The 26,100-nt window shown below is 37.5% G+C and carries 18 protein-coding genes and 1 pseudogene; 13 read left to right on the forward strand and 6 right to left on the reverse strand.

What is annotated here, in order from left to right; genetic code table 11:
- Positions 1-604 precede the first annotated feature (604 nt).
- Genes BMY13_RS04980 through BMY13_RS04990 form a run of 3 tightly spaced genes read right to left on the reverse strand, consistent with a single transcriptional unit; the run spans position 605 to position 5,705 of the window.
- On the reverse strand, positions 605-1,870 hold the full coding sequence (locus tag BMY13_RS04980; RefSeq protein ID WP_092502975.1) for an exo-beta-N-acetylmuramidase NamZ family protein: 1,266 nt from the start codon (positions 1,868-1,870) through the stop codon (positions 605-607).
- 24 nt (positions 1,871-1,894) lie between these two features.
- Entirely contained in the window at positions 1,895-4,003 is a 2,109-nt protein-coding gene (locus BMY13_RS04985; RefSeq protein WP_092502977.1) for a glycoside hydrolase family 3 protein, read from the reverse strand.
- 10 nt (positions 4,004-4,013) lie between these two features.
- Positions 4,014-5,705 carry a serine hydrolase domain-containing protein gene (locus BMY13_RS04990; protein ID WP_092502979.1) on the reverse strand — a complete coding sequence of 564 codons (1,692 nt, stop codon included), beginning with the start codon at positions 5,703-5,705 and terminating at the stop codon, positions 4,014-4,016.
- Positions 5,706-6,014: 309 nt separating this feature from the next.
- On the opposite strand from BMY13_RS04990, the gene BMY13_RS04995 reads away from it, so the two are divergent.
- From BMY13_RS04995 to prpB, 9 genes are all read left to right on the forward strand, one after another.
- The gene (locus BMY13_RS04995) at positions 6,015-6,905 is read left to right on the forward strand and encodes a DMT family transporter (protein ID WP_092502981.1); all 891 of its coding nucleotides are present in this window, start codon (positions 6,015-6,017) and stop codon (positions 6,903-6,905) included.
- Between the two features lie 228 nt (positions 6,906-7,133).
- The gene (locus tag BMY13_RS05000) at positions 7,134-8,726 is read left to right on the forward strand and encodes an ATP-binding protein (protein WP_092502983.1); all 1,593 of its coding nucleotides are present in this window, start codon (positions 7,134-7,136) and stop codon (positions 8,724-8,726) included.
- Entirely contained in the window at positions 8,727-9,413 is a 687-nt protein-coding gene (locus BMY13_RS05005; protein ID WP_092502985.1) for a response regulator, read from the forward strand.
- Positions 9,414-9,651: 238 nt separating this feature from the next.
- Entirely contained in the window at positions 9,652-10,632 is a 981-nt protein-coding gene (locus BMY13_RS05010; RefSeq protein ID WP_092503449.1) for a Bug family tripartite tricarboxylate transporter substrate binding protein, read from the forward strand.
- Positions 10,633-10,771: 139 nt separating this feature from the next.
- A complete protein-coding gene (locus tag BMY13_RS05015) occupies positions 10,772-11,230 on the forward strand; it encodes a tripartite tricarboxylate transporter TctB family protein (protein WP_092491916.1) in 459 nt (152 codons plus the stop codon).
- A 24-nt stretch (positions 11,231-11,254) separates the two neighbouring features.
- The gene (locus BMY13_RS05020) at positions 11,255-12,742 is read left to right on the forward strand and encodes a tripartite tricarboxylate transporter permease (RefSeq protein ID WP_092502987.1); all 1,488 of its coding nucleotides are present in this window, start codon (positions 11,255-11,257) and stop codon (positions 12,740-12,742) included.
- Between the two features lie 6 nt (positions 12,743-12,748).
- A complete protein-coding gene (locus tag BMY13_RS05025; RefSeq protein WP_092502989.1) occupies positions 12,749-14,143 on the forward strand; it encodes an SLC13 family permease in 1,395 nt (464 codons plus the stop codon).
- 13 nt (positions 14,144-14,156) lie between these two features.
- Positions 14,157-15,581, forward strand: coding sequence for a bifunctional 2-methylcitrate dehydratase/aconitate hydratase (locus BMY13_RS05030; RefSeq protein ID WP_092502991.1), 1,425 nt, complete (start codon positions 14,157-14,159; stop codon positions 15,579-15,581).
- 16 nt (positions 15,582-15,597) lie between these two features.
- Positions 15,598-16,494, forward strand: coding sequence for a methylisocitrate lyase (prpB, locus tag BMY13_RS05035; RefSeq protein WP_092502993.1), 897 nt, complete (start codon positions 15,598-15,600; stop codon positions 16,492-16,494).
- A 48-nt stretch (positions 16,495-16,542) separates the two neighbouring features.
- On the opposite strand, the gene BMY13_RS05040 is transcribed toward prpB, so the two are convergent.
- A complete protein-coding gene (locus BMY13_RS05040; RefSeq protein ID WP_092502995.1) occupies positions 16,543-17,556 on the reverse strand; it encodes a potassium channel family protein in 1,014 nt (337 codons plus the stop codon).
- Positions 17,557-17,713: 157 nt separating this feature from the next.
- Here BMY13_RS05040 and BMY13_RS05045 point away from each other — a divergent pair, with 157 nt between their 5' ends.
- Positions 17,714-19,378 (forward strand): sensor domain-containing protein, encoded by a 1,665-nt coding sequence (locus BMY13_RS05045; protein ID WP_092502997.1) that lies wholly within the window; start codon positions 17,714-17,716, stop codon positions 19,376-19,378.
- A 33-nt stretch (positions 19,379-19,411) separates the two neighbouring features.
- Here BMY13_RS05045 and BMY13_RS05050 read toward each other — a convergent pair whose 3' ends face one another.
- On the reverse strand, positions 19,412-20,740 hold the full coding sequence (locus tag BMY13_RS05050) for a short-chain fatty acid transporter (RefSeq protein ID WP_092502999.1): 1,329 nt from the start codon (positions 20,738-20,740) through the stop codon (positions 19,412-19,414).
- Positions 20,741-21,052: 312 nt separating this feature from the next.
- Here BMY13_RS05050 and BMY13_RS05055 point away from each other — a divergent pair, with 312 nt between their 5' ends.
- Positions 21,053-21,280 (forward strand): flagellin N-terminal helical domain-containing protein, encoded by a 228-nt coding sequence (locus BMY13_RS05055; RefSeq protein ID WP_425445138.1) that lies wholly within the window; start codon positions 21,053-21,055, stop codon positions 21,278-21,280.
- 257 nt (positions 21,281-21,537) lie between these two features.
- Positions 21,538-22,158 (forward strand): annotated as a pseudogene (locus BMY13_RS05060) (flagellin); the annotation flags it as partial.
- 323 nt (positions 22,159-22,481) lie between these two features.
- Here BMY13_RS05060 and BMY13_RS05065 read toward each other — a convergent pair.
- Positions 22,482-24,998 carry a YheC/YheD family protein gene (locus BMY13_RS05065; RefSeq protein WP_092503001.1) on the reverse strand — a complete coding sequence of 839 codons (2,517 nt, stop codon included), beginning with the start codon at positions 24,996-24,998 and terminating at the stop codon, positions 22,482-22,484.
- Between the two features lie 254 nt (positions 24,999-25,252).
- Here BMY13_RS05065 and fabI point away from each other — a divergent pair, with 254 nt between their 5' ends.
- Entirely contained in the window at positions 25,253-26,032 is a 780-nt protein-coding gene (gene fabI / locus BMY13_RS05070) for an enoyl-ACP reductase FabI (RefSeq protein WP_092503003.1), read from the forward strand.
- The last annotated feature ends 68 nt before the right edge of the window (positions 26,033-26,100 follow it).

The following is a 26,100-nucleotide window of genomic DNA, read 5'->3' on the forward strand; positions in this document are numbered from 1 at the left end:
GGACAGCGATCCAAAGAGACCCCACAGAGAGCGTTCTTTGCGAACGAGGTAGACTAAGTACAGCCACGTCCTGTGGTAACGTCTGCACTAGCACGTCCTATGCGTCGGAGGCTCGTGGTGAGCCCGCGGCTAGGGAAGACACTGTGAAAGCTTCAGCTTGAACAGATGTCGCCTTTGTACCCGGAGGGGTGATTGCGTGATCAGAGAGCCACACAAACGAAGATTATCCTTAATCAGTCGTAGTTCATATATATTCTTATCAAAAACAACAATCGTTTAGAAAACACCTTACTAAAAAAGCTGTAACCTTCCCCACATTACGTAACAGTGTATGTCAATTGCGAGAGTTAGAGCAGTGAAATTTACGAAAAAATACCTTTATAAAATAGAAAATGCAATTAGGAACTTCTTTTACCCGGTGTAGTAAAGATACTGTCAGGAAAAGCTTGTTCCATTCCATCTGTAGATTGTTATTTCTATTTATTCTACTAAACCACCCCTTGGTAATAATAAGATCCTGTGACATACCTAAAAGAATAAAAAAAAGTGGGTGTCCCAAATTTATTGGGACACCCTTTATAGTTATGGGGGTAACTATCAACTCTTAATATAGTAAATACCCTTCTCGGATATTTTTAAACTCATTTAATTCATCTTTCCATTGTTCCTCCATATATTCTACTGATTTACCTTCTTTAATTGCTTCACGAATCCAACCATTTCCGACCAGGTAATCGAAGAATGAAATGCCAGCACTATTTTCAGCGCGGAATGCGAAGTCCTCTGGATACATATCGTGCAATGTCTTTACGATATGAAGACCAGTTTTTATAGGGTGAAATGATTGCTTGTGTGTAACGTGAATCTGTACACCGTGACTTAATGTGCCACTATGCTTGGAAAATGCAGGTGTGAACGATGCTGCCCTGAAATCAACACCAGGCAAATGCAATTCATTCAAGGTTGCTGCAAATTCAGTGCTATTAATATATGGTGCTCCAAGCAATTCAAATGGTTTAGTTGTTCCACGTCCTTCAGATGCGTTTGTTCCTTCAATTAATGCTGCACCTGGATAAACATTAGCTGTATCTGTTGTTGGCATATTAGGTGATGGCATAACAAACTCTAATGGTGTTTCGTCATAATACATATTACGTTTCCAGCCATTCATTCCTACAACAGTTAAATCAGCTCCAATATTGTATTCATTATTGAATAACTTCGCAAGTTCGCCGACAGTCATACCATGTCGTAATGGAATAGGATACTTACCTACAAATGAAGAGTATTCTGGATCAAGTACTGGCCCTTGTACCTTTTCGCCACCTTGTGGGTTCGGACGATCTAGTACGACAAATGGAATATCGTTTTCCTGTGCAGCTTCCATTGCATAAGCCATTGTGTAGATATACGTGTAAAATCTTGTTCCCACATCCTGAATATCAAAGACTAATACATCAATATTCTCAAGCATTTCTGGTGTTGGCTTTCTTGTTTCGCCATATAAACTGTATACTGGTAATCCAGTTGTTTCATCAATATAATAATCGACGTATTCACCAGCCTGTGCACTACCACGTACACCGTGCTCAGGTCCGTATAGTTTTGTTAAATCAACATCAGGGTCGTTGTGTAAAACATCAACAATACTGTTTAAATCCTTGTCAACTCCAGTAGGGTTAGTAATTAATCCTACTTGCTTACCTTCAATTAAATCCTTTTGTTCGTCGAGTAAAACGTCTACGCCTAGCTCGAACTTTTTATCTTTACCTTTTGATTTTCCGTTGTTATCGCCATTATTTGCATAGACCGCGGTTAAAGAACCGAGTACAAAAAGAAGTGCTGCTATTGTTATTAGATATTTTCTCATAAATAATACGCTCCTTTTCTATGTTTAATAAGATAACCCGTATCCAAATTCGAATAATGCATCGCCATTTTCACCAGGGATCGTTACTGGTAAAAGACCAGTTGGATTGTTCTCGCCAAATAGTGATGCAGCAGTTGCTTCAAAGCTTGCATCCCTGAATCCATATTGGGCTAGATACCCATCGATTTCCGGATAGGCCATGATGTCATATGGATTACGAATTCCTACTCCAATAACAGGTGAAGAAGCTTCTTCAATTAGTTGATTAACCATTTGCATTTGTGAACTGTCTTCTGACCGGCCGCTAACGTTATACGTATACGTACCAACAATTACTGCGCTTGCGCTCTGTACCTGGGCAAGCTGTTCATCACTTAATGGTCCTGCTGTCTGGATAACCTCTGTGTTGGGATGGTACTCAGTCACAGCATTATATAAACTATTAACAAATGAATTGCCTACTACAACTACCTTTTCTTCATTTGAAAGTTCCAGTGGGAGTGCATTGTTATTTTTAAGTAATGTAATAGATTTATTTGCTACTTCTGTTTCTACTTGCTTATGTTGTTCCGCTCCAACAACTTCTTCAGCATTTTCGACGATTTCATCTACTGGTGTTGGCGATTCTGATTTGATGATTTTCCGTTTTATTTTTAAGGTTAGAATTCGTTCAACTGATGCTTCGATTCGTTCCTCTGAAATCTCACCAGTTTCCACTGCGTTTAGAAGTCCATCAGCAACTTTTTCAAGTCCTACAGGCATAAGAACGATGTCTGTTCCTGCTTTAACGGCACGAATCACTGCGTCGACTGAACCAAAATGTTCTGTAATAGCATTCATATTTAATGCGTCCGTAATGATCAGGCCATCATAACCCATTTCTTCACGCATTAACCCGGTTAAAACCTTATGCGAAAGTGTTGCCGGTAAAGAAATCTCGGTTCCATCTTTTTTGGAAACAACTTTCGTATCATCTATTTTTGGAAAAGTAACATGTGCAGTCATGATTGCATCAATGTTCGCTTCCATTGCTTTTTGGAATGGGAAAAGTTCCACATCCATTAGACGTTCTTTATCATAAGGAACTTCCGGCAGTCCAAGATGTGAATCAACTGCTGTATCCCCGTGACCAGGGAAGTGCTTTGCAGTTGCTGCTACACCGGTGTTTTGTAATCCTTTCGTATAAGCGATGCCCATGTCGGCAACCAACTCAGGTGATCCACCAAAAGAACGTACACCGATAACCGGATTGTCCGGGTTATTATTAACATCCATAACTGGTGCAAGGTTCATATTGATACCAAGTGCATTAAGTTCTTCACCGATTGCTTTTCCAACATTATGGGAAAGGTCGGTTGAGCGTGTCGCACCAAGCGCCATGTTACCAGGGAAGTCTGTTCCTGATTGCAGGCGTGTAACTATGCCGCCCTCTTGGTCAATTGTCATCAGCAAACCATATTTTTCAGATGCTTCCTGATATGCTGCCACCAATTCGGCTGTTTGTTCCGTTGTTACAACATTTTCTCTGAATAAAATAACGCCACCAAGGTCATATTCTTTTACCGTTTGCTCAATTTCAGGTAGCATTTCGGTAACGTTTTCGCCAGCCCAATTGCGGAAGTCCGGCATAAGCATTTGACCGATTTTTTGTTTCACCGTCATGCCTTCAATTGCTTTATCTATGACGTTGTAGCGCTCGTTTTCCTGTTTTACGACTTTTCCTGAAAATGAGGGTTTTCCTTTGTTTGCTGTGTTGTCTGGTTTGTAATCAACGGCAATCCTATCCTCGTAGGTGCCGTCTGTTACCGTAATAAATGAACGACCCGGCTGTTCTGTAAAAGTAACTTCACCATTTTGATTAACTGTAGCAACGTTCTTATTAGTTGATTCCCAGGTGAGGTTTTCTGTGGTGGATTTAAAATGGCCATCATTATACATGTGTAATGCGCTTAAATCCACTTGATTATTTGTGACTTGTACTGTTGCTTGTGGAACGTTCTCTAAAAGAATGAGGTCATTAACTGATTCATCCTCTGCTGCTTTTACCGTGTTATTTGTATATGTTAATGGACTAACGATTAGCATGATAATTGTTAGCATAATAAAGGATAACTTGAATTTTGCTTGCATCATTTTCCTCCTATTAGTAATCTCGTTTTACCCAGTCTTGACTGTCGAAATCTACTGGTTGACCATTACTCAGCTGAAGATTTGAAATATACCAACCTCGGCCATTTGTGTAGCTATCTGTTTGATAGTTAAAGCGAATAAATTTTGTTCCAGCTGGTATATCAATTTCTTGTGACTGCCAGTTGATACTACTACCAGTGAAGGATTCTCCTGTACTTGTCCAGTTTTGACCATCTTCTGAGATCTCCACAACACCGAAGTCATATTCTTGTTCGATTCTGTACCATGTATCAAATGAAATTGAAGTGTCATTTTCCACATTAACTTCAGCGGTTAATTTTTGATCAGTGTTGTCACCATAACCAGAGAACCATGTATCATTTTTGCCTGGTGTAGTGACAGGAATAGCATCTGCAACTTGGCGGGCAAACTGACGTCTGGCTGGGTTAGTAGAAACCGTATCACGTGTTGGATGTACACGGTTTGTTAACAAAATAGCAATCGTATCGTTGTTCTGATTTACTACAAATGATGTTCCCGTATAACCAGTATGTCCAATAGTTGACGATTCAGATAAGGCATCCATGTACCAGCCTTGTGCAAGCTCAAATCCTAAACCATGTTCATCTCCTGGAAATTGTGGGATTTGATTTTCGACAAGCAGTTCGACCGTTTCCGGTTGAAGAATTTGTTTACTTCCATAACGTCCTTCGTTAATCATCATGTGACCTAATTTTGCCAGATCATTTGCTGTTGAAAATACACCTGCATGACCTGCGACTCCACCAAGTGACCATGCATTTTCATCGTGTACTTCGCCCCAGACGAGACCTCTATCTGTCCATGGTTGGTATTCGGTTGCAGCAATCTGATTTTTTAATTCTTCAGGTGGATTATACATGGTGTCAGTCATATTGAGGGGTTCTGTGATGTTTTCTTTTACAAATTGATCCAATCCTTTACCAGATATCCGTTCGACAATAACAGCTAATGTAATCATGTTTAAATCACTATACGTGTATGTCGTTCCGGGTTCATTGTCCAATGGGTATTCGAAAACATATTGCAGTCGATCCTGTTTATTTTCGCCAATGCTATAAAGGGGTACCCATGGCTTGAATCCTGATGTGTGTGTCATGAGTTGACGGATAGTAACATTTTCCTTCCCGTTCTGAGCAAACTCAGGAATGTAATCCGCTACAGGATTATCTAGGTTAAAATGCCCTTGTTCATGTAACTTCATTGCTGCAATGGTCGTGAATATTTTACTAAGGGAAGCAACGTCAAAAATAGTATCCTTGCTCATTGCGACAGGGTCTTCAAGTTGATTTGTGCTATCATCCTGATAAATTGCTGCATCGCCATATGCTTCATGCTGAACAATGTGACCACGGCGGGCAACAAATGTTACAGCGCCAGGCATCACGTTATCAGAAATCATAGATTCCATTACAGAGTCAATCTCGTTTAACGGTTCTGCAACCATACCAGCACCTTTTATTGAGCCAGGATGCAAAATAGGTGAGGTTGGACCTGGAGTGCCCCAGCTAAATTTGGGATGAGCCTTTTCCTGAACATTTTTCTTGTCCTTTTTTTCAATGGTCGGTTTAGGTATCATGTCAGCACTTGCAGGCAATCCAGTTGTTGCGAAAAATGATGTCGAAACAATTACGGATAATGAAATATACGACAATTTTCTCCTCATTTCTCTCCTCCTTATGACAATTAATGTAAAGGCTTACATTAAGGATAAAATTAAATAATAATGCCGTCCATGCAACTTAGGTATTAAAAAACTTGGGAAAGTTACTAAATATAAGAGTAATGGGATGGGCGGAAAGTATCATCGGCAGATAAGAAAGTATAAATCCTTTCTTACTGCATAAGTGCAATTAAGGCTTAACTATATAAAGGCATGGCGATAAGCCAAATTTTCTAAAGGCTAGATAATTGCTAGACTAATGGGAAATTAATATACTTGTCTTATTATATTTTAAAAAGAGGTTTGTCGAATATGGGGAATTCTATACTAAGAAATAAATGGTTTGTCTGGGCATTAATTCTGCTCATTACAACTATCTGGGGCTATGCATGGGTCTTCATGAAAGCCTCACTTGATTATATGGGGCCTTTTACATTCTCGGCGTTTCGCTTTGGAACAGGGGCGGTCACACTGCTTCTTGTAGTATGGCTGTGGAAAGCTGGTAAACTACCACGTAATATGTGGAAGCATTTGATTATTGTTGGGATTTTACAAACATCGATTGTGTTTCTGCTTGTCATGTATGGGATGCAGTTTGTCGATGCTGGAAAGTCATCGGTACTATTGTATTCAATGCCACTTTGGAGCAGTATTTTTGCTGTAAAGATTTTGGGTGAAAAAATATCAGCCGGAAAAACAATCGGTTTAGGCATTGGAATGCTGGGACTGGTGACGATTCTGGGCTGGGATATCTTCATGGTGCAGGATCCTGAAGTGATTTTTGGTGAAATACTTATAATTGTTGCCGCGTTAGCCTGGGCTTCATCAAATGTCTACTATCGGACAAATTTGCAGGGCATGAATAAGATCCAGGTCACAGCGTATCAAATGCTGTTTGGGACAATTGGAATTATCATAGCAAGCTTATTTGCAGAATGGGGAGACCCTGTTCAGCTCACCGGGGAAAGCATATTTTACATACTTTTTACCGGTGTATTGGCATCAGCACTATGTTTCTCAGTTTGGTTCCTGCTGCTGAGTACGATTGATATGGTCACTGCAACCCTATCAACATTGCTCGTGCCGGTGTTCGGATTGTTCTTCGGCTGGTTGATATTAGGAGAGACATTGACAATCGGGATCATTGTTGGGTCTGTGCTTATATTAGTCGGGATTGTGGTTGCGCAGTTATCGCGAAAGTAGAAATAAGAGAGGATACCTCAGCTGGGAGGAATCCTCTCTTTTTTGTAGATAAGAAAGTATAAATCCTTTCTTACTGCATAAGTGTAACTAAGGATTTTCATCATTAAGGCTTGTCGTAAAGCCAAGTGTTATAATATATACAGAATAATCTCTTCTTCTAATTTACTTACTATTATGATAAGTTTACGATAGGTTTAATTTAAGAAGTGGAGAGGTTGTACATAACATATGAAACGAGTCAGCTTGCAGACAAAGATCTTAGGATTAATTATTATGCTGATATTATTCGTGACGATTTTGCTAGCTGGTATCATTTCGTATATTGAGTCGGAGGAAACTTCTAAGAATATAGGGGAAAAGGCCTTGCATGTAGCAACTACAGTATCTTTTATGCCTTCAGTAAAGAATGCTTTTAAACTAGAAAATCCTGCTGAAGTAATTCAGCCAATAGCTGAAAGAATAAGGAAAAAAGTAGGTGCTGAGTTTATTGTAATTGGAAATTCCAATAGTATTCGATATGCGCATCCTGATGATTATAAGTTAGGAAGACGAATGGTGGGCGGCGACAATGGTAAAGCACTAATTCATGGTCAGTATTATACATCAAGAGCGGTTGGAAGTTTAGGACCATCGTTGCGTGGAAAGGCACCAATTTTCAATGACCAAGGGAAAATTATTGGGATTGTTTCAGTCGGATATATGGTAGAAGACATTAAATCTATTGTTTATGATAAATTGTTAAAGATTACAAGTATATCATTACTGGTTTTAGTTATCGGTGTGATCGGGGGTATACTGTTAGCACGAAATATCAGGAAAGATACTCATGGGCTAGAGCCTCATGAAATAGCATCGTTATACCGGGATCGGAATGCAATCCTGCAGTCAATAAAAGAAGGAATAATTGCAATTGATAAAGCGGGCTATATTTCGATGATGAATCCATCTGCCAGAAAGATTCTCGGACTATCTGGTGACGACAGTTACAGGAAAATAGAAGAAATAATTCCCAATACGAAAATGTATAATGTACTAAAATCCAAAGAGCAAAAAAAAGATGAAGAAATGTTTATTGGGGATAGAGAAATAATTGTGAACCGTACTCCTATTTTTGAAAATAATGAAGTTGTTGGTGTTGTAGCAAGTTTTCGTGATAAGACAGAGATAAATGAGATGCTTAATGCCTTGTCAGAAGTTAGAAGGTATTCTGAAGATCTTCGTGCACATACGCATGAATATACCAATAAGTTATATGTATTATCTGGACTGCTTCAACTTGGACACTATAATGAAGCAATTGAACTTATTCAATCAGAATCAGCCGTTCATTTGCAACAGAATAACGTTGTACTTCAACAAATCAAAGATAAGGCTGTTCAAGCAATATTATTGGGTAAGATTAGTAAAGCATCTGAGAAAAAGATTGATTTCCATATTGACAGTAATAGTTCTCTGGAATATATACCAAGGCGAATAGATATTTCAAAATTAATAACAATATTAGGCAATTTAATTGATAATGCATTCGAGGCAGTTGTAGATAGTGAGTATAAAAAACAGGTAACATTTTTCGCAACAGATATTGGTGAGGATATTATTTTTGATATCTCGGATAATGGTTGTGGGGTTAAAGAGGAACACCTCGATTATATTTTTGATATAGGTTTTTCTACAAAGGAAAAAATTGACCGTGGATATGGTTTAAGCTCCGTAAAAGAAATCATTGATGAACTTAATGGGGTAATTGAGGTTCATAATCAACAAAATGGTGGAGTTGTTTTTTCTGTATTTATTCCTAAGAAACAGATAGGGAGTGATTAAATGATTCGAGTTATTATTGCAGAGGATGATTATCGGGTAGCTGGTATTCATGAGGAATTTTTAATGAAAATTAGTGGAGTTAAAGTTGTAGGTAAAGCATTGAATGGTAAAGAAACATTAAAGTTAGTTGATGAAACTTCACCAGACTTAGTCTTATTAGATATTTTCATGCCGGATATCCTCGGTATTGAACTTATAAAGGAAATGCGTGATTTAAAACCTCAACTTGACATTATCATGATTTCTGCAGCAACAAATAAAGAAATGATTGAAGAAGCAATCCGTAAAGGGTTGTTCGATTATATAATTAAACCTGTGAAAATGGATCGATTTGTTGAAACAATTGAGAAATATAAAGATACAAAAAAGACACTGGATGAAAATGAAGAGATTAATCAATCTTTTTTAGATGAATACTTTGGCCAGGCAAAACAAAGGAAATCTAATATAAAGGAAACACCTAAAGGAATTGATCCACTAACATTGGAAAAAATTGAACAAATTATGTTTGAAATGAATGAAGGTATAACGGCAGAAGAAATGGGCCTGAAAATTGGTGCATCAAGAACTACTGCCAGGAGGTATTTAGAGCATTTGATTTCAGAAGGTACTTGTGCAGCTGAATTAGAATATGGAATTGTTGGAAGGCCAGAAAGAAAATATAATATAAATCGTAAAACATCTTGATAAACATTCAAGGTGTTTTTTAATTTCACTTTACTAAAATATTGTGATAATACTGTGAACAAAATAAACAAAAAATATAAAAAGTTGTTATTATTCATTATTTTGAAAACGGTTACATTTTCACTGAATTATATTAACCTTAGTAGCAGATGCAATGATTGACGAATATTCATTGTAATAACAAAAGGGGGAAATTGTAGTGAAAAAATTATTATCACTTTTAGTATTAGTCTTATTAATGGTTATTGCTTCAGCATGTTCAGGAGGAAGTGAAGACGCAAGTGGTTCAGAGGGTGATACTTCTTCTGGAGATTGGTCTCCAGAACAACCAATCGAGATTGTATCTCCATCTGGAGCAGGTGGCGGTTGGGATACAACTGCTAGAATGGTAGGGAAAACGTTTAATGAAACTGGAATTATTGAACAGGATATTGGAGTTGTTAATAAACCTGGTGGCGGTGGCGCCGTTGGCTGGGCTTCAATAGCAGAAAAAGAAGGAAGCAATACTGATTTGTTTGTTTCATCTCCACCAATTTTATTAGTACCACTTAACGGGCAATCAGAGTATGGGCATGAAGACTTTACGCCACTTTCAAATATGATTGCAGACTATGCGGCGTTCGCAGTGGCTGCTGATGCAAAGTGGGATAATTTAAATGAATTATTTGCTGATATGAAAGAGGATCCATCAAGTATTACTGTGGTTGGCGCGTCTTCACCTGGTAGTATGGACCATGTTCAATTCATGAAAATAGCTAAGGCTGCAGGTGTGGATGTTACAAAAGTTAAATATGTTTCGGACCAAGATGGTGGTGCTTTAACAGCATTACTAAATGGTAGTGTTGATGTGTATTCAACGGGTGTTGCAGAAACTGTGGAGCAAGTTAAGGCAGGAAAAATCAAAGTATTAGCCGTTACATCAGAAGAACGTTTAGAAGGTGATGTTTTATCAGACTTCCCTACTGCAATAGAGCAAGGAATTGACGCTACATTTGTTAACTGGCGTGGATTTTTTGGACCGCCAAATATGGATGAGGCAGCAGTTAAATACTATGAAGAAAAATTTAAAAAGTTAAGTGAATCAGAGGAATTTGCTGATATCAGGAAAAATTATGGCTGGAGCGAAATGTATATGAACAGCGAAGAGTATAAGACATTTTTAGATGATCAAAAGAAAGAAATTCAAGGTTTGTTAGATGAATTAGGAATTGGAAAATAAGGTAAAAATTAGTGGAGCCAATGATCATGGTCATTGGCTTTACCTTTTTAGCAGTGCAACTAAGGCTTATCTACATTATGGCTTAGCGATCAGCCAAGTTTTGTAATAGTTTAAAAGATGATTATTAGGCGGTGAAAAGATGCTAAAAACAATGAACCAAAAAGTAAGTATAGTTTTAATCCTTGTAGGTATTGGATATCTATATATGACTTCAAACCTCCCTTCGTATCCATATTCTCCGGTTGATGCAGATGTTATACCAACAGGATTAGGATGGTTGTTGGTAGGATTGGCAGTTCTTCTATATTTTACAAAGGATTCAGAAACAAAGGAACAAAAAGCAAGAAGAGATATTCCAAAAAAAGATATAGGGGCATTATTGGCTGTTTTTATATTTATCTTTTTTTATATACTTTTGCTTGAAGTCCTAGGATTTATCGTATCAACAGCAGTATTTATCTTTTTCAGTTCATGGTTTCTAGGGTATGAAAAATTTAAAACAAATATTATTGTTTCAATTTTATTCCCCCTTTTTATTTACTTGACCTTTACTCAATTTCTGAAAATCAGTTTACCAGAAGGGATTTTACCGTTTTAGCGCAACACATTAAGGAGGTAGCATATGGGTTCACTAGAAGGTCTTATGACTGGATTTGAAGTAGCTTTTAGTTTAACAGGAATTTTATTTGTATTAATTGGTGTATTTGTTGGAACATTTATCGGTATGTTGCCTGGACTTGGTCCAATCACTGCAATTGCTGTAATGATTCCTATTACATATGGAATGGATCCTTCTACTGCCTTAGTAATGATGGCAGGTGTTTATTATGGTGCAGTATTTGGAGGGTCAACGGCATCGATATTATTAAACGCCCCTGGAATTTCGGGTACGGTTGCAACGTCATTTGACGGATATCCAATGGCCCAGCAAGGTAAAGCGGGAAAAGCACTGGCCATTGCAGCAGTTGCATCGTTTACTGGAGGAACAGTAAGTGTTGTTTTGTTAATGTTATTTGCACCAGCACTTGCAAGTGTAGCAGTAGCATTTAGTCCTGCAGCTTATTTTGCTTTAATGTTTATGGGACTAACAGCCATATCCAGTTTATCGGAGGGGTCAACAGTTAAAGCATTGATTTCAGCAGTTGTTGGGTTTATGGTGGCAACAATTGGAATTGATGCGCAAACTGGTACACAGCGCTATACTTTCGGAAATGTTAGTCTGCTGGAAGGACTTGACTTTCTAGTTATTGCATTGGGGCTATTTGCACTAGCTGAAGTGTGTTCGTTGATTATAAATAGGAAGGATTTATCTGTCAATAATGCACATAAGCTTGGTAGCTTAAGGCTGACAAAAGGCGATTTCAATGAAATGAAAGGTCCTGTGACAAGGCAGTCATTTCTTGGGTTTATTTTGGGGGTACTTCCTGGTGCAGGTGCAACAATCGCATCGTTTATTGGATATATCACAGAAAAACGGATTGCAAAAAATCCTGATGAGTTCGGGAAAGGATCTGTCAAAGGACTCGCTGCTCCAGAGACTGCTAATAATGCTGCAACAAGTGGAGCATTCGTACCGCTATTGAGTTTAGGTATTCCGGGCTCTGGTACTACAGCAGTAATGCTAGGTGCATTCATGGTATTAGGCGTACAACCTGGCCCGTTATTAATGACGGACCATCCTGAAATTTTCTGGGGAATTATTGCAAGTATGTATTTAGGTAATGTTTTTCTTTTAGTATTAAACCTACCCTTAATCCCATATATTGCAAAAATACTAAAAATACCACGTCCGTTACTGATTTCACTAGTAATCATGTTCAGTATTATAGGTGTGTATGCAATTAGTTTTAGCACGTTTGACTTATATATGTTATTGCTATTTGGAGTAGTTGGGTTTTTAATGCGCCTTTTTGCATTTCCAGCACCACCATTAATTTTGGCATTTATTCTTGGGGGTATGATGGAACAGTCGTTTAGACAAGCATTGACCATTTCAAATGGAAGTATGATGGTATTCATCAAGGATCCTATTTCACTTTCTTTGCTAATAGTGGCTTTATTATCATTTACTTTCCCGCTTATTCGCCAAATCCGCAGTCGAAAAGGGTAACTACAGATGAGAGTTCTTAGATTACATTATTTGATGGTTTTTACATTAATTTTTGTTTTCATAATTGGAAGGTCAACATTTCTATTGAATTTCACATTGGAACAGCAGCTTACATTAGGTTTATTGCTATTAGCTGTTTATCTGTGGGTGGCTGCACCAATTCCAACTGGCTCGACCAGTATTTTACTACTAGCTTGTATGCTTTTATTAAATCTGGTTGATAGTGTGGAAGAAGCAATGGTTGGTTTCTTATCACCAGCACTATACTTTATTTTAATGTTATCGCTGATAAGCCATTCGTTAGTTAAGGTTGGGGTAGACAGAGTAATTGCTCGTTTCCTATTAAAAATTAGTAAGGGCGGTCCTAAAATAATTATAGCTTCCTTACCAATTTTCATCTTGTTTTTACCAATTATTTTACCTTCAGCTATTGCTAGATTTAAGATGCTGTTACCTTTGGTTACAAAGTTAAATCATTATTACGGATATCCAGAAAAAAGTTTATTTGAAAAGTATTGTTTATATGTAATTGGAATGCTCAATCAAAATGCAACAATGATTATTTTTACTGGTGGCGGGTTTCCAATTCTTGCATCACAACTATTAAGGGATTATAACGTTGCAAATATCGGATGGCTAGATTGGATTTTACAAATTGGCCCACCACTGTGGATAGGGTCTCTAATTGTTGTGTTGTTTGTCTGGCAGTTTTTGAAAAAGACTTTACCGGATGATGAATGGTTCAATGATCGAAAGAAACTACCCTTGGTTCATGACGAAAAAAGGGAAGAAACAATGCCAGTCCTTTTTTGGATTGTCATTAGTAGTTTTTTAGTCATGATTGTAACGTGGATTGTAACGGACCAAAGATATATTCCGTTACTATTACCTCCCATGATTTTAGTAGTTCTTTATTCAATACCTAAAATTAACTTAATTAATAATAAAGTTATTCGTAATTATGATTGGGAAAATTTTTTATTGCTGGGTTCTTCCTTTTCGTTAGGGATGTTAATGGCTGAGAATGGAACAGCAAGTGTCCTGGCAAAGGAATTAATCAGTGTCGTTTCACCTGATGGAAGTATTGTAGTAAAAATCATAGCAATTGCTATATTTATTCTTTTATTACGATTTTTATTTGTTGTTCCATCTTCTGCAATGATCGTTATTTTCCCTATTGTTATGTCTTATTCTGAATTAATAGGTATCCCACTTGAAAAACTCGCCTTTTTAGTAATTATGATTATTGGTGGGGTTATGGTATTGCCAATTCATTCCCCAACAGCATTTTTGGCCTATGAAACTGGCATTTTAAAAAAGAAGGAGCAATATACGATTGGTATATTTTCCAGTGTGGTAATTATGATTACCGCAATTTTTGCAGCAATCTATTATTGGTGAACGGAGGAATAAAATGGAAAACACAGATTCTGATCTTATTTTGGAGGAAATAGCTGAATATGTTCTAAATAGTGAAATAGAAAGCGAGGAAGCAATTACAACAGCATCACATGTATTAATGGATACATTAGGTTGTGGATTTTTAGCTATGCGTTACCCCGCATGTACCAAACATTTAGGTCCAATTGTCCCTGGCACGGTGGTTCCGAATGGCAGTAGGGTACCAGGTACGCAATTTGAGTTGGATCCTGTACAAGCAGCTTTTAATATTGGAACAATCATTCGCTGGCTGGACTACAATGATACTTGGCTTGCAGCTGAATGGGGGCATCCCTCAGATAATTTAGGGGGAATATTAGCTGTTGCTGACTACTTGAGCAGAAAAAACGTTGCTGAAGGAAAAGCACCTCTTACAATGGATGAAGTGTTATACGCAATGGTTAAAGCACATGAAATTCAAGGTATTTTGGCGCTGGAAAACAGTTTAAATCGGCGGGGGCTTGATCATGTGCTATATGTGAAAGTAGCTACAACTGCTGTTGTTACGAAAATGCTTGGTGGAACGAAGGAAGAAATTATTAATGCATTGTCTAATGCATGGATCGATAACTCAAGTTTACGTACATATCGTCATTTTCCTAATGCAGGTTCAAGAAAATCATGGGCCGCCGGTGATGCAACAAGTCGCGGTGTACGGTTAGCTTTCATGGCTGTTAACGGGGAAATGGGCTACAAGACTGCTTTATCTGCCAAAGGTTGGGGTTTTGAAGATATTTTATTTGGTGGTGAAAAGCTAGTGTTGGGACGTGAGCTCGGATCCTATGTAATGGAAAATATCCTATTTAAAATCTCGTATCCGGCAGAATTTCATGCACAAACATCCGCAGAGTGTGCAGTAGAATTACATGATAGTTTACATGGTCGTTTTGATGAAATAGAGAAAGTTGTTATCACAACACATGAATCTGCAATTCGAATTATTGATAAAACAGGTCCATTATATAATCCTGCTGATCGCGACCACTGTCTGCAATATATTACTGCAATTGGACTTCTTTTTGGAAATATTACAGCTGATCACTATGAAGATGACGTTGCCCAAGATCAAAGAATTGATCAGATACGGGATAAGATGGAAGTTGTGGAAAATAAACAATATACTATTGACTATATAAATTCTGAAAAACGTTCTATTGCAAATGCTGTACAAGTATTTTTTAACGATGGCACCTCCACTAAACTGGTGGAAAGAGAGTATCCATTAGGGCATCGTTTCCGTCGCGAAGAGGGTATACCTAAATTAAAAGAGAAATTTAAGGATAATCTTTCAACACGATTCCCCGAAAAAAAATCAGAGAAAATTTACAAGATGTGCAATGATTTAATTTCTTTGAGGAAAACAGAAGTCCACAACTTTATGGCTGAATTCATTATTTGATGGAAGGAGTGGTTTTATGAGTTGGTTAACTCAAAAGCAATCATCACAAAAAGAACTGGCAACTAGGTTTTTGAATCTGGTTAAAAATGAATCAATCTTAAAAATACCGGGTACACATGATGGCATGGCCGCTTTAGTTGCCAAACGTGTTGGTTTTCGAGCGCTTTATTTATCAGGTGCAGCCTATACAGCAAGTAAAGGATTACCGGATTTAGGTATTGTACATTCGGAGGAAATTGCAGCACGCTCGAAAGAAATTGTTCGAGCAACAGACATGCCGCTTTTAGTAGATATAGACACAGGCTACGGAGGTGTGTTGAACGTAGTTAAAACGGCAAAGGAAATGCTTGAAGTAAACGTGGCAGCTGTTCAAATGGAAGATCAGGATTTGCCAAAAAAGTGTGGTCATTTAAATGGGAAAAAACTAGTCCCTAATGAGGAAATGGCTCAAAAAATCAAAGCAATTAAGGAAGTTGCACCATCGTTAGTAATTGTAGCGAGAACTGATGCAGTTAGTGTTGAAGGACTAGATAGTGCAATTAATCGTGCCAACCAATATGTTCAGGCCGGAGCGGATATTATATTTTCGGAGGCCTTAGCGAAGCAAGAACACTTTGAACAATTCAAGCGAGAAGTCAATGCACCACTTTTAGCAAATATGACTGAGTTTGGAAAAACCCCATATTATAGTGCATATGAATTTGAAAAATTTGGTTATAGCATTGTCATCTATCCAGTTACTTCTCTTCGTGTTGCAGCAAAAGCATATGAGCAAGTCTTTGAGGAAATCAGTGAAACTGGTACGCAGAAAAACATGCTTGATGATATGCAAACAAGAGAGGAATTGTATGAAACGATTGATTATTATGAATACGAGGATTTGGATAGTAAAATCGCGAAGACGAAATTGTAACTATATCGTATATAAAAAGGGCCAGGTTTAGAAACCTGGTCCTATACTTTAAACTATCTTTTCAAACGTATCATTATCACAAATTACATACAATTCCGCGTCATCTGGAATTTTTTCATCTAGTCGTCTGTTAATATCCAGTTCTTCTCGGTCTGCTATGAGTGTGGCGCCTTGCTCTAACAATTCTTTAAAGGCGTCATGATATGTTGACCAATTGTCCTTTTTTGAAATCTTAAACAGGTCCTCGCCATGCTGTCTGCTGATTAACTGGGAATATACTTTACTCACACCTTTATACATTGCTGAACGGACAGCCAGGCTTGAGATGGTTTCCTGGGACAGAATAAACTCATCTATATTTACATGTGCGAAGTTCGCGGTATGTTTCTCCGTTAGAATTTCGACAGTGGTATGTACAGTTGGTGCTAATCGTTCCACGACAATCGCAACAGTTAACGTCTTTGCGTCACGCAAGGATGGTTCGTAGATTTTATCATCCGAAAATATAATTACTGACTTTGCCTTTGTAATATTGGCTTTGTTAAATGTTTCTTCTTCTGTAGTATCTCCTTGTATATAGTGAACTCTGTCTAGCGATACATCAAACGGTGATTTTGGCAATGTGTCAACAATCACGACTTCAGCAGATTCATTTGAATTTAAAATTTCATCAACAGCAGATTCAGTTTTCTTTCCCCACCCGATAATGATGATGTGACTCTCTTGTGTATATTCCACTTTACCTTCCTCCCTTTTCTTTCTAAAGATTGAAAACACGTCGACAACTTTTCCTATAACTACCCCTAACAAGCCAATCCCTATCATATACATAATTACTGCAAATAACTTTCCGGCTGCAGTTAACGGGGAATAATCACCATAACCAACAGTGGAAAAGGTTGTCATGACATAATAGAATGTATTTAACAGACTCTCAAAGTTATCTGGTTCCAGGAAGTACATAACGAAGGTGCACAGAACAACAAAAATTACGGTTGAGAGCAACAGCGTCAAGTTTCTCATCTTTATTAAATTTAATCCAAGTTTCACAAAAAAATGCAATGACTTGTCCTCCTTGTTTTTACTCAGTAAATGTATTTATCATTTTATCATAAAAAATTTTAAACATCTTTATATAAATATACTTGTCAATGGACTATTAAATTTGTTATATAAGTAACATGCGTTATTTATAGGAAATATTGAATTTATAGGGGGGATGTACATTATTTCTAATAAGGTCTTAATGGAAGGTTTAAGTGACATGGTTTTTGTGATGAAAGTAGAAGGTGGATTTGAATTTACATATGACTTTGTGAACCGTGCGGCAATGGAAGGAACGGATATAACTCAAGCTGCATTAGGTAAAACAATTCAGGAAGTATGCGCTCGAGACCAATCAGACTTCTTATACGAGAAGTATAAGGAAGTAGTTATAAGCAAAAATAGTGTAACCTTTGAAGATTCATACATATCTCACGCAGGTGAAAAGTTTCACTCAAAAACGTTACTTACTCCACTATTTAATGATTTAGGCCAATGTGAACAAATTGTAGGGATAGTTAAAGATATCACCAGTGAAAAAGTAGCTGAGTCTGAAAGAAGAGTAGCATGGGATAGGCTTCATGAAAGTAAAGAAAGGTATCATTCATTATTCCATCATAATTCCGATGCAATAATTTCACTAGATTTAAATGGTCATATTACAAATGGAAATGTTGCTGTTGAGACGATTTCTGGATATTCACCATTAGAGTATAAAGGATCAGTCTGGGATTCATTCGTAGTTGAAGGGGATAAACAATTAGCTACGAAACTTTTTATGGGAGCTATAAGTGGATCAACTGAAAATTCACAGTTGGAAATTCATAATAAAGCAGGAGATAAAATTTGCTTGTCCATAAAGATTACGCCGTTAATAATAAATGAACAAGTAATTGGCGTTTATTGTATTTTTAGAGATATAACGGAGCTATTAAAAGCTCAAAAACAATTAGAAGAAAGCCAAAAGAGATTTCAAATCATAGCTGAGCATGCTCATGATCTAATAACTTTAATGGATGAGAAAGGGAAAATAATCTATGCATCACCATCTTATAGAAAAATATTAGGTTATGATAATAAAGAATACCTTGGGAAGAACTTTCTGCACAATGTTCATCCTGATGATCGAATGCGAATGGAAGAGGCCTTTATTCAGTCGATTAAGAGTGGTGAATCGTTTTCAATAGAAATTAAACAATACAACTATAAGAATGAAAATGTTTGGTCAGAATCACGTGGCACACCAGTTTTTGATAATCGAAACAATCTTATATATATACTGGTTTTGACCAGAGATATTAGCTTGCAGAAAGAGTATGAGATGAAGTTAAAAGATTTTGCTCTTCATGATCCATTAACTGAGCTTCCAAACCGCCGTTTATTTAATGAACGATTAAATCAAGCTTTAGAAACCTTAAAAGAAAAGAACAAAGATGAACTAGCTGTAATCATGTTGGATATTGACCGCTTTAAAGAAGTTAATGATGAAATGGGTCACGACGTTGGGGATAGGGTTATTATAGAGTTTGGGAGAAGAATAACTCAAATGATTAGAGAAAAGGATACTGTTGCACGTATTGGTGGCGATGAATTTATAATACTTTTACCGAATATTGGATCTGCCGATAAAGCAGTTGCCATTGCCAAAGATATTCTACAGTGTATTCGAAAGCCTTGGCAGGCAAATGATAGGCAGCTTTTCATTACAACTAGTATAGGAATAGCAATGTCTCAAAAGCAAGATAATACCGCGGTTTCCCTGTTTAAGAATGCTGATATTGCATTATATGAAGCAAAAAATCGAGGAAGAGATTCATATAATCTATGGAAAAATAAATAATGCTGTCATCCTAGTCGGATGACAGCATTTTAATTAAAAGAACAATAGACCGATAGATATTGGGATAAAGCTATACAATAGAATCATCACACAAAAGCCCATAATATCGCGGACTTTCAAGCCTGCTATTGCGAGGAGCGGCAATGCCCAGAACGGCTGAATCATATTTGTCCACGCGTCACCCCATGCAACGGCCATCGCAGTTTTTGCGGTATCTGCACCTATTTCCAATGCTGCCGGAATCATAATTGGCCCCTGCACAGCCCATTGACCGCCACCAGATGGGACGAAGAAATTCACAATCCCTGCACTGATGAAGGTGAATAATGGCAATGTATATTCAGTTGAAATGCTCACAAACCACATGGACATTTCCTGAGACAGACCAGATGCGACCATCATGCCCATAATGCCGGCATAAAACGGGAACTGAATGATAATTCCGCCAACATTTTTAACCGCCCCTGTTACACTGGTAAGGAAGCGACGTGGTGTTTTATGGAAAATAACTCCTAAGAATAGGAAAATAAAGTTTACAATATTAATGTTCAGGTCGAAACCGTTTTGAACAAAATGATAAACAATAAAGCTAAGCCCCATAGCCCCAATTAATAAGGAAATGATTTGACTGTTTTCTAATCGTTCAGCTGGTGTCATGTCTCCTTTTGCTGGAGCTTCCTCCTCTGGCTCAGTATCCTCCGATTTCCATGTAGAAGCATCGGTATTGTTAAGCGGATCGCGTGACTTCATTAGAAATCTGTTCAAAAGTGGAAGTGTAATAAGTAAAGTAACGACAATGAAAATATTAAATCCGCTAAAAAGTGTTTCAGTTACAGGAACTGTTCCAATTGTATCTTGCAGAAAGTGATCAGGTGTTGCAATTAATAATGGAATAGAGCCTGAAAGACCACCATGCCATAACAGGAACCCACTATAGGCACTCGCCATTAGTAATCGATAGTCTACTGATGGAACACGTTTAGCCACATGGATTGCCAGTAACGCCCCTACTACCAGGCCAAAACCATAGTTAATCAGACATGCAATTGCAGCAACAAATGTAACAAGTATAATTGCCTGGCCAGGTGAATTTGCAAGCGTACTGATCTTAGCTAACAATCGTTTGACAAGCGGCGTGTTTGCAAGTATGTAGCCAGTTATAACTATAAGCGACATCTGCATGGCAAAAGCCAGTAAGTTCCAGAAACCGTCTCCCCAATATTGTGTCATTTCAATAGCTGTACTGCCCGTGACACCCATCCCTAAAATGAAAACGATAAACGTTAAAATAATTGCAAAAAGAAATGCATCAGGTAAATATCGTTGTACCATTCGGTCGAAAAATGATGTTAATGCTTTCAATTAGATTTCCCCCTTTGTATTTTGTAAGCGTTTTATTTGAGTGCACCTTTTAAAACTATCAGAAGATTCTTTGTTGCGTCAATTGGCTTGTTTTAATTGTATGATTTGGTTAAGGAGATGATGAATGTTAAAAAACGGGAAAAATATAATTAAAAATTTTTCCAAAAAAGATTTAAACATTATCGAACTTTGCCGATATAAGTAATACATCATCATGATGAATGAATGTTATGGCCATAACATCAGAAGGACATGCGAGACATAAGGATGTGACTCGCAAAAAAAATACACTTACATGGAGGTAAGGAAAACATGATTATTAATCACAATATTGCGGCGCTAAACACGCACCGCCAACTAAGCAACAACAACGAGGCTACACAAGGGTCTTTAGAAAAACTTTCTTCAGGTCTACAAATCAACAAAGCAGGAGACGATGCAGCAGGTCTTGCAATCTCTGAAAAAATGCGTGGACAGATTCGTGGTTTGGAAATGGCACAGAAAAATGCCCAAGACGGTAGACCAGAAATGCCGCTCTAGGTAGCAATACTTAGATGAAAACTCCGTGAATTCGGTGGAACCCCAAACCAGCTTTGCAGTGTGGATGGTGGGCAATACCGAGCCAAGCCTAATGAATTGGTGAAAGTAGTTAGGAAGGTGTAACGATCAGGTGGTGAGGATCCATACCAATAACCCACCCACGAGCGCGGGGCATCCTATAAGGATGAAGATATGATCTGAACTTTATGGAAACATAAAGAAGCAGCGGATAAACAGCCACTGCGATAACAAATTTGATTTCTCTAGTACAAACTGCAGAAGGTGCAATGAACGAATCTCATTCAATTTTGCAACGTATGCGTGAACTAGCTGTTCAAAGTGCCAACGATACGAATACTGACACGGACCGTGCAGAAATGCAAAAAGAAGTGGATCAATTAGCAGGTGCATTAACTGACATTTCTCAGGACACTGAATTTAACACTAAAAATCTTCTTGATGGCAGCTTTGAAGGAACATTCCATGTTGGAGCAAATGAAGGTCAAAACTTAACTTTGGAAATTGGAGATATGAGTGCAGAAGCTTTGGAAGTGCAAGGTGAAACAGAGGGTACAGGAATTGATGTTTCTACTGAGGAAGCAGCTGATGCAGCTATTACTACCATTCAAGAGGCAATTGATAGCGTATCTGGTGAACGTTCGAAACTAGGTGCAGTACAAAATCGTTTAGATCATACCATTAACAACCTAGGAACTTCTGCAGAAAACTTGACAGCTGCAGAATCACGTATCCGAGACGTTGACATGGCAAAAGAGATGATGAACTTCACTAAGAATAACATTCTTTCACAAGCGGCACAGAGCATGCTGGCGCAAGCAAATCAGCAACCGCAAGGAGTATTACAACTTTTACGTTAATTTAGAATATTTGCATGAGACTCTAGTTATCTAGGGTCTCTTTTTTTACTACGAAGACTGGTACTTTGATATACCGGAAAAAGATAAGAAGAAGGATTAATAACTAATGGGGAATAATGTTATTTGAGATCAATTTTTTTATGAGTAAATGACAAGTGGTCTGTTCTCTTAATAATCCTAATAATGAAGAACGTTAAAATGTTGATAGTTAAGCTAATTAAATAAGAAGTATCTCATTTAATTAAGATATAATAGAAACTTGATCTATAAATTTTGCATTATTTAATACAAAAAAGCCACCAAAAGATGGTGGCTTTAAATTACTAGTATGTTAACTGTTTTCCTTCCTCGATTGATGCTTCTGATTTGTTAGATTCTGTTAATAATATAGCATATGGTATAACAAAGTTTGCAAATTCTGTTACATTAGCTATCACTTCAGGACCGTTTGGATCTGCTTCCATAAGACTCAGTTCCCCATTCTCATCAAGCGCTAATTTTATGTCCGCTTCGCTAATTGATTCGTCGTGTGCTTCCTCAATAGTGTTAACAATTTTACTAGATAATTTTTCTAATCGTCTATGCAACGATGTCGAATAAATTGAACCAAAATTGTTTCCATTAAAATCCTTTTGCTCTCTATGAATTTCTTGTTGTTTAGTATTATCCACATTGTTTTTAACTTCTGAACGAAGACTTACTATACTCCATTCATTATTATTTCCTTTGGCCATGTGTACATGAATGTTGAACGGCTGACTGCTATTTGTAATAAAGCCGGAATCTTTTTGGACGATAAAATTTTCTTTTTTCATTAGATTTTTCAAGTTATTTACTAATGGAAATTCACTGTATTCTTTAATTGTTTTTCCTTTTATCACTGAATATTTACCATTAGCATTTTTTTCAATGTACTGACTAGTTAAAAGGGAACCAATTTCAGGTTTTACTATCACTTTCCCATATCTTTCAATGAACCGGAATACGTCACGGGTTCGGTGGATCCTTTGATAAGGTGATAGAAGGTTAGCCAATTCTTCATTTGTTTGCAGTTTTTCGTATAATTCCGAGCGCTTGCTGGTGAGGGCTGACCATTCGTTTGTAAATGGAATATCTTCGAGTTCTTCATATAACACTTGGGCTCTTTTAGCACCTCTCAATTTAAGACGGTCAATTATTACATCAGGGTATTCAACGACTTTAGGTGTCCATTCGTTGTTTTCGTAAAAGAATCCTTTTATCAGCATTTCATCATAATCAATGTCCTTTGGTGAAAAGGAATAAAAATGGACATTAGCTTCTTTTGCTGCTTGAATCGCTGCCGATGCTAAATTGTCATTTGTCTGTGCTCCAAGGAGCATACCGATAATTGGTCGATTATCTAAATCAGCAAACGGAAGATTTGTTTTTCTTGCGTTGAACTTCCCCTTTACCTTACTAGCTTCACGAATGCTGTCTGTATGAACTAATACATTCTTTGCAATATATTTGGCATATCCTATTGTGTTCACTGCTCTTTTTTCTTCATGAAATGCCGTTTGTGGACCGTTGTTTGTTTCATGCATCCAATATCGTCCATTTTCATCAATTGCTAGGTCGATACCAAGTTCATCCAAGGCAAGGCCGTGAAGTTTGTCAAGATGCCAAGCCAAATCCATGGATAGCTTTAGGATAGCTTGTTCATGTTTTTTCCCTTGTTCGCCATATTCATTTGTAAGAAAAGTAAGCAGATCCTCAACTCTACCTTCTGTGCTGATATTACTAAGATTACTCTTCTTACTTCCAATACGTGGGTATATATGAGTAAGTTGCCATTTTCCTTCCATGTCTTTTTGAACATGTGCACGAATATGGTAAGGTTCGTCATTTTTTGTCCTGGTATGAATGTAACGCTGAATAATATAGCTGTCTTTTTGACTTAAAATAATTTTTTGCAGCCATTCATTAAATGCGCTCTGATTTAAAATCTGTTGTTTCTTTTGGTCCAATAATGAATAGCGGTTACCTTTTTTAGTAATGAAGTATATATTTTCTCCCCGATTTCCTGAAAGAGCCTTAAATACAACACTGTTATTTTCATCTAAAAAGTCATGTATCATTACTTCGTTGGTACAAACCTTGAAGGGAACAAGTAATTCAGCATAATCTCTATGTTGTACGATTCGCTTTGGTAAGGAGAATTTATTACCGACATGGAAACTGGTGAAAGGAATTTGTCGGCGTAATTTCCGCTCGGTGTGTGATCTTCTTCCTCCGCCAACATTATTAATAACATCCGGAAAAGCCGCTACAGTACGTTCCCATTTTCCATTCTGCCATTCATCCGCTTCTATTTGTCCTGAGTTAAAGTCAACATCACTGGAAGAGAAAAAGAGTAACCTTGTATTTTGCCTCTCACTTTCCTGAACTAAGGCATTAACACGTTCTTTTGTGTAAAATGTTCTGGGATTCCGTAGTGAAGCAAAAACACCGATTGTAATAAGCCTGTTTTCATCTTGAACACCTACTTTTTCTGAAAAAGAATTTCTTAAATCTTTAAGCAGTGGTATAAATGAAAACTGTAGTATTTCTGCAATCTTGGTAAGCTTCCCATTTTCAAGGTTCTGTGCGATTAAGAGTAATTGCTTCTCTACTTTATCTTTTTGTGGAGTATATTCAGCCATTGAGGAAGTGATGATTTTATTAACCGTCTCAGCCCCTTCAAGCATGGAACTAAAGATGAATATACTTTGATTTAATTCTTTATTTTTTACTAATTTATAGAAGTGATCTGACGCTTCTAATAATGTATCTATTATATTTAATGCCTGGTGAAGTTGTTTATCTTTTGTATTTTCCATATCTGACACTCCTGTATAACTTATTTCTAATAAAAGGACTTATATATATTATCGGACAATCATCATGATTATTTAAGGAGATAGTAGTAGGTTTCTTGGAATCCAATTGTTTTTCATTACTTTATAATTTTTAAAAAATGTACGTTTTTGTTTAATGTTATATATCAGTTAAACAATTACCTTCCCATTTAACACCTGGTCCTAATTGTGCTACATTATAGGTAAGACATATTCAATCAATCGGAGGTACATAAATGAATTCACTATTGAAAAATAAAAACATAGTTGTAATGGGTGTTGCGAACAACCGCAGTATTGCATGGGGTATTACAAAATCTCTTCACAATGCTGGGGCAAACTTGATTTTCACCAACCGCCAGGAACGTTCGAAACAAAAGCTGGAAAAACTCCTCGCGCAAAATGAAATTGATCCAACACTAATTGTGTCATGTGATGTTGCTGATGATGAGAGCATCGTTAATGCATTCCAGGAAATTGGTGAGAAAGTTGGCACCATTCATGGACTTGTCCATTCGGTTGCTTTTGCGAACCGTGACGAGCTGAATGGTGAATATGCGGATACGTCTCGTGACGGCTATCTTCTAGCACAAAATATTAGCTCGTATTCACTAGTTGCTGTGACGCGAGAAGCGAAAAAGCTGATGACTGAGGGTGGCGGTATTGTCACGCAAACGTATCTTGGTGCTGAGCGAGTTGTGCCTAATTATAATGTGATGGGAGTTGCTAAGGCAGCACTTGAGGCTAGCGTGCGTTACTTGGCTGAAGATGTTGGTAAGTATGGTATTCGTGTGAATGCTGTTTCAGCTGGTCCGATTCGCACGTTATCAGCTAAAGGTGTATCTGGTTTCAATGATAAAATGTCGGTTATTGAAGAAAAAGCGCCTCTCCGTCGTCAGATTGATCAGGACCAGGTTGGCGATGCGACTGCATTTTTACTTAGTGACATGGCACGTGGTGTTACTGGTGATGTGTTGCATGTGGACTCCGGTTTTCATATTATCGCTGGATCTTAAGAATAGGCGAGCATCCTACACAGGGTGCTCGTTTTTCAATTTTATCCCCCAAATGCATTACGAACTCC

This window comes from Virgibacillus subterraneus, assembly GCF_900110695.1.
In the GTDB taxonomy this organism is placed as follows: domain Bacteria; phylum Bacillota; class Bacilli; order Bacillales; family Amphibacillaceae; genus Lentibacillus; species Lentibacillus subterraneus.

Bases quoted from the DNA above. Each gene is read 5' to 3' on its own strand.
- BMY13_RS05045 (WP_092502997.1), top strand. From the start codon at position 17,714: ATGTACATTATTTCTAATAAGGTCTTAATGGAAGGTTTAAGTGACATG.
- fabI (WP_092503003.1), top strand. From the start codon at position 25,253: ATGAATTCACTATTGAAAAATAAAAACATAGTTGTAATGGGTGTTGCG.
- BMY13_RS04995 (WP_092502981.1), top strand. From the start codon at position 6,015: ATGGGGAATTCTATACTAAGAAATAAATGGTTTGTCTGGGCATTAATT.
- BMY13_RS05065 (WP_092503001.1), bottom strand. From the start codon at position 24,998: ATGGAAAATACAAAAGATAAACAACTTCACCAGGCATTAAATATAATA.
- BMY13_RS04990 (WP_092502979.1), bottom strand. From the start codon at position 5,705: ATGAGGAGAAAATTGTCGTATATTTCATTATCCGTAATTGTTTCGACA.
- prpB (WP_092502993.1), top strand. From the start codon at position 15,598: ATGAGTTGGTTAACTCAAAAGCAATCATCACAAAAAGAACTGGCAACT.
- BMY13_RS05025 (WP_092502989.1), top strand. From the start codon at position 12,749: ATGAGAGTTCTTAGATTACATTATTTGATGGTTTTTACATTAATTTTT.
- BMY13_RS05005 (WP_092502985.1), top strand. From the start codon at position 8,727: ATGATTCGAGTTATTATTGCAGAGGATGATTATCGGGTAGCTGGTATT.
- BMY13_RS04985 (WP_092502977.1), bottom strand. From the start codon at position 4,003: ATGATGCAAGCAAAATTCAAGTTATCCTTTATTATGCTAACAATTATC.
- BMY13_RS05000 (WP_092502983.1), top strand. From the start codon at position 7,134: ATGAAACGAGTCAGCTTGCAGACAAAGATCTTAGGATTAATTATTATG.
- BMY13_RS05010 (WP_092503449.1), top strand. From the start codon at position 9,652: ATGGTTATTGCTTCAGCATGTTCAGGAGGAAGTGAAGACGCAAGTGGT.
- BMY13_RS05030 (WP_092502991.1), top strand. From the start codon at position 14,157: ATGGAAAACACAGATTCTGATCTTATTTTGGAGGAAATAGCTGAATAT.
- BMY13_RS05055 (WP_425445138.1), top strand. From the start codon at position 21,053: ATGATTATTAATCACAATATTGCGGCGCTAAACACGCACCGCCAACTA.
- BMY13_RS04980 (WP_092502975.1), bottom strand. From the start codon at position 1,870: ATGAGAAAATATCTAATAACAATAGCAGCACTTCTTTTTGTACTCGGT.
- BMY13_RS05020 (WP_092502987.1), top strand. From the start codon at position 11,255: ATGGGTTCACTAGAAGGTCTTATGACTGGATTTGAAGTAGCTTTTAGT.
- BMY13_RS05015 (WP_092491916.1), top strand. From the start codon at position 10,772: ATGCTAAAAACAATGAACCAAAAAGTAAGTATAGTTTTAATCCTTGTA.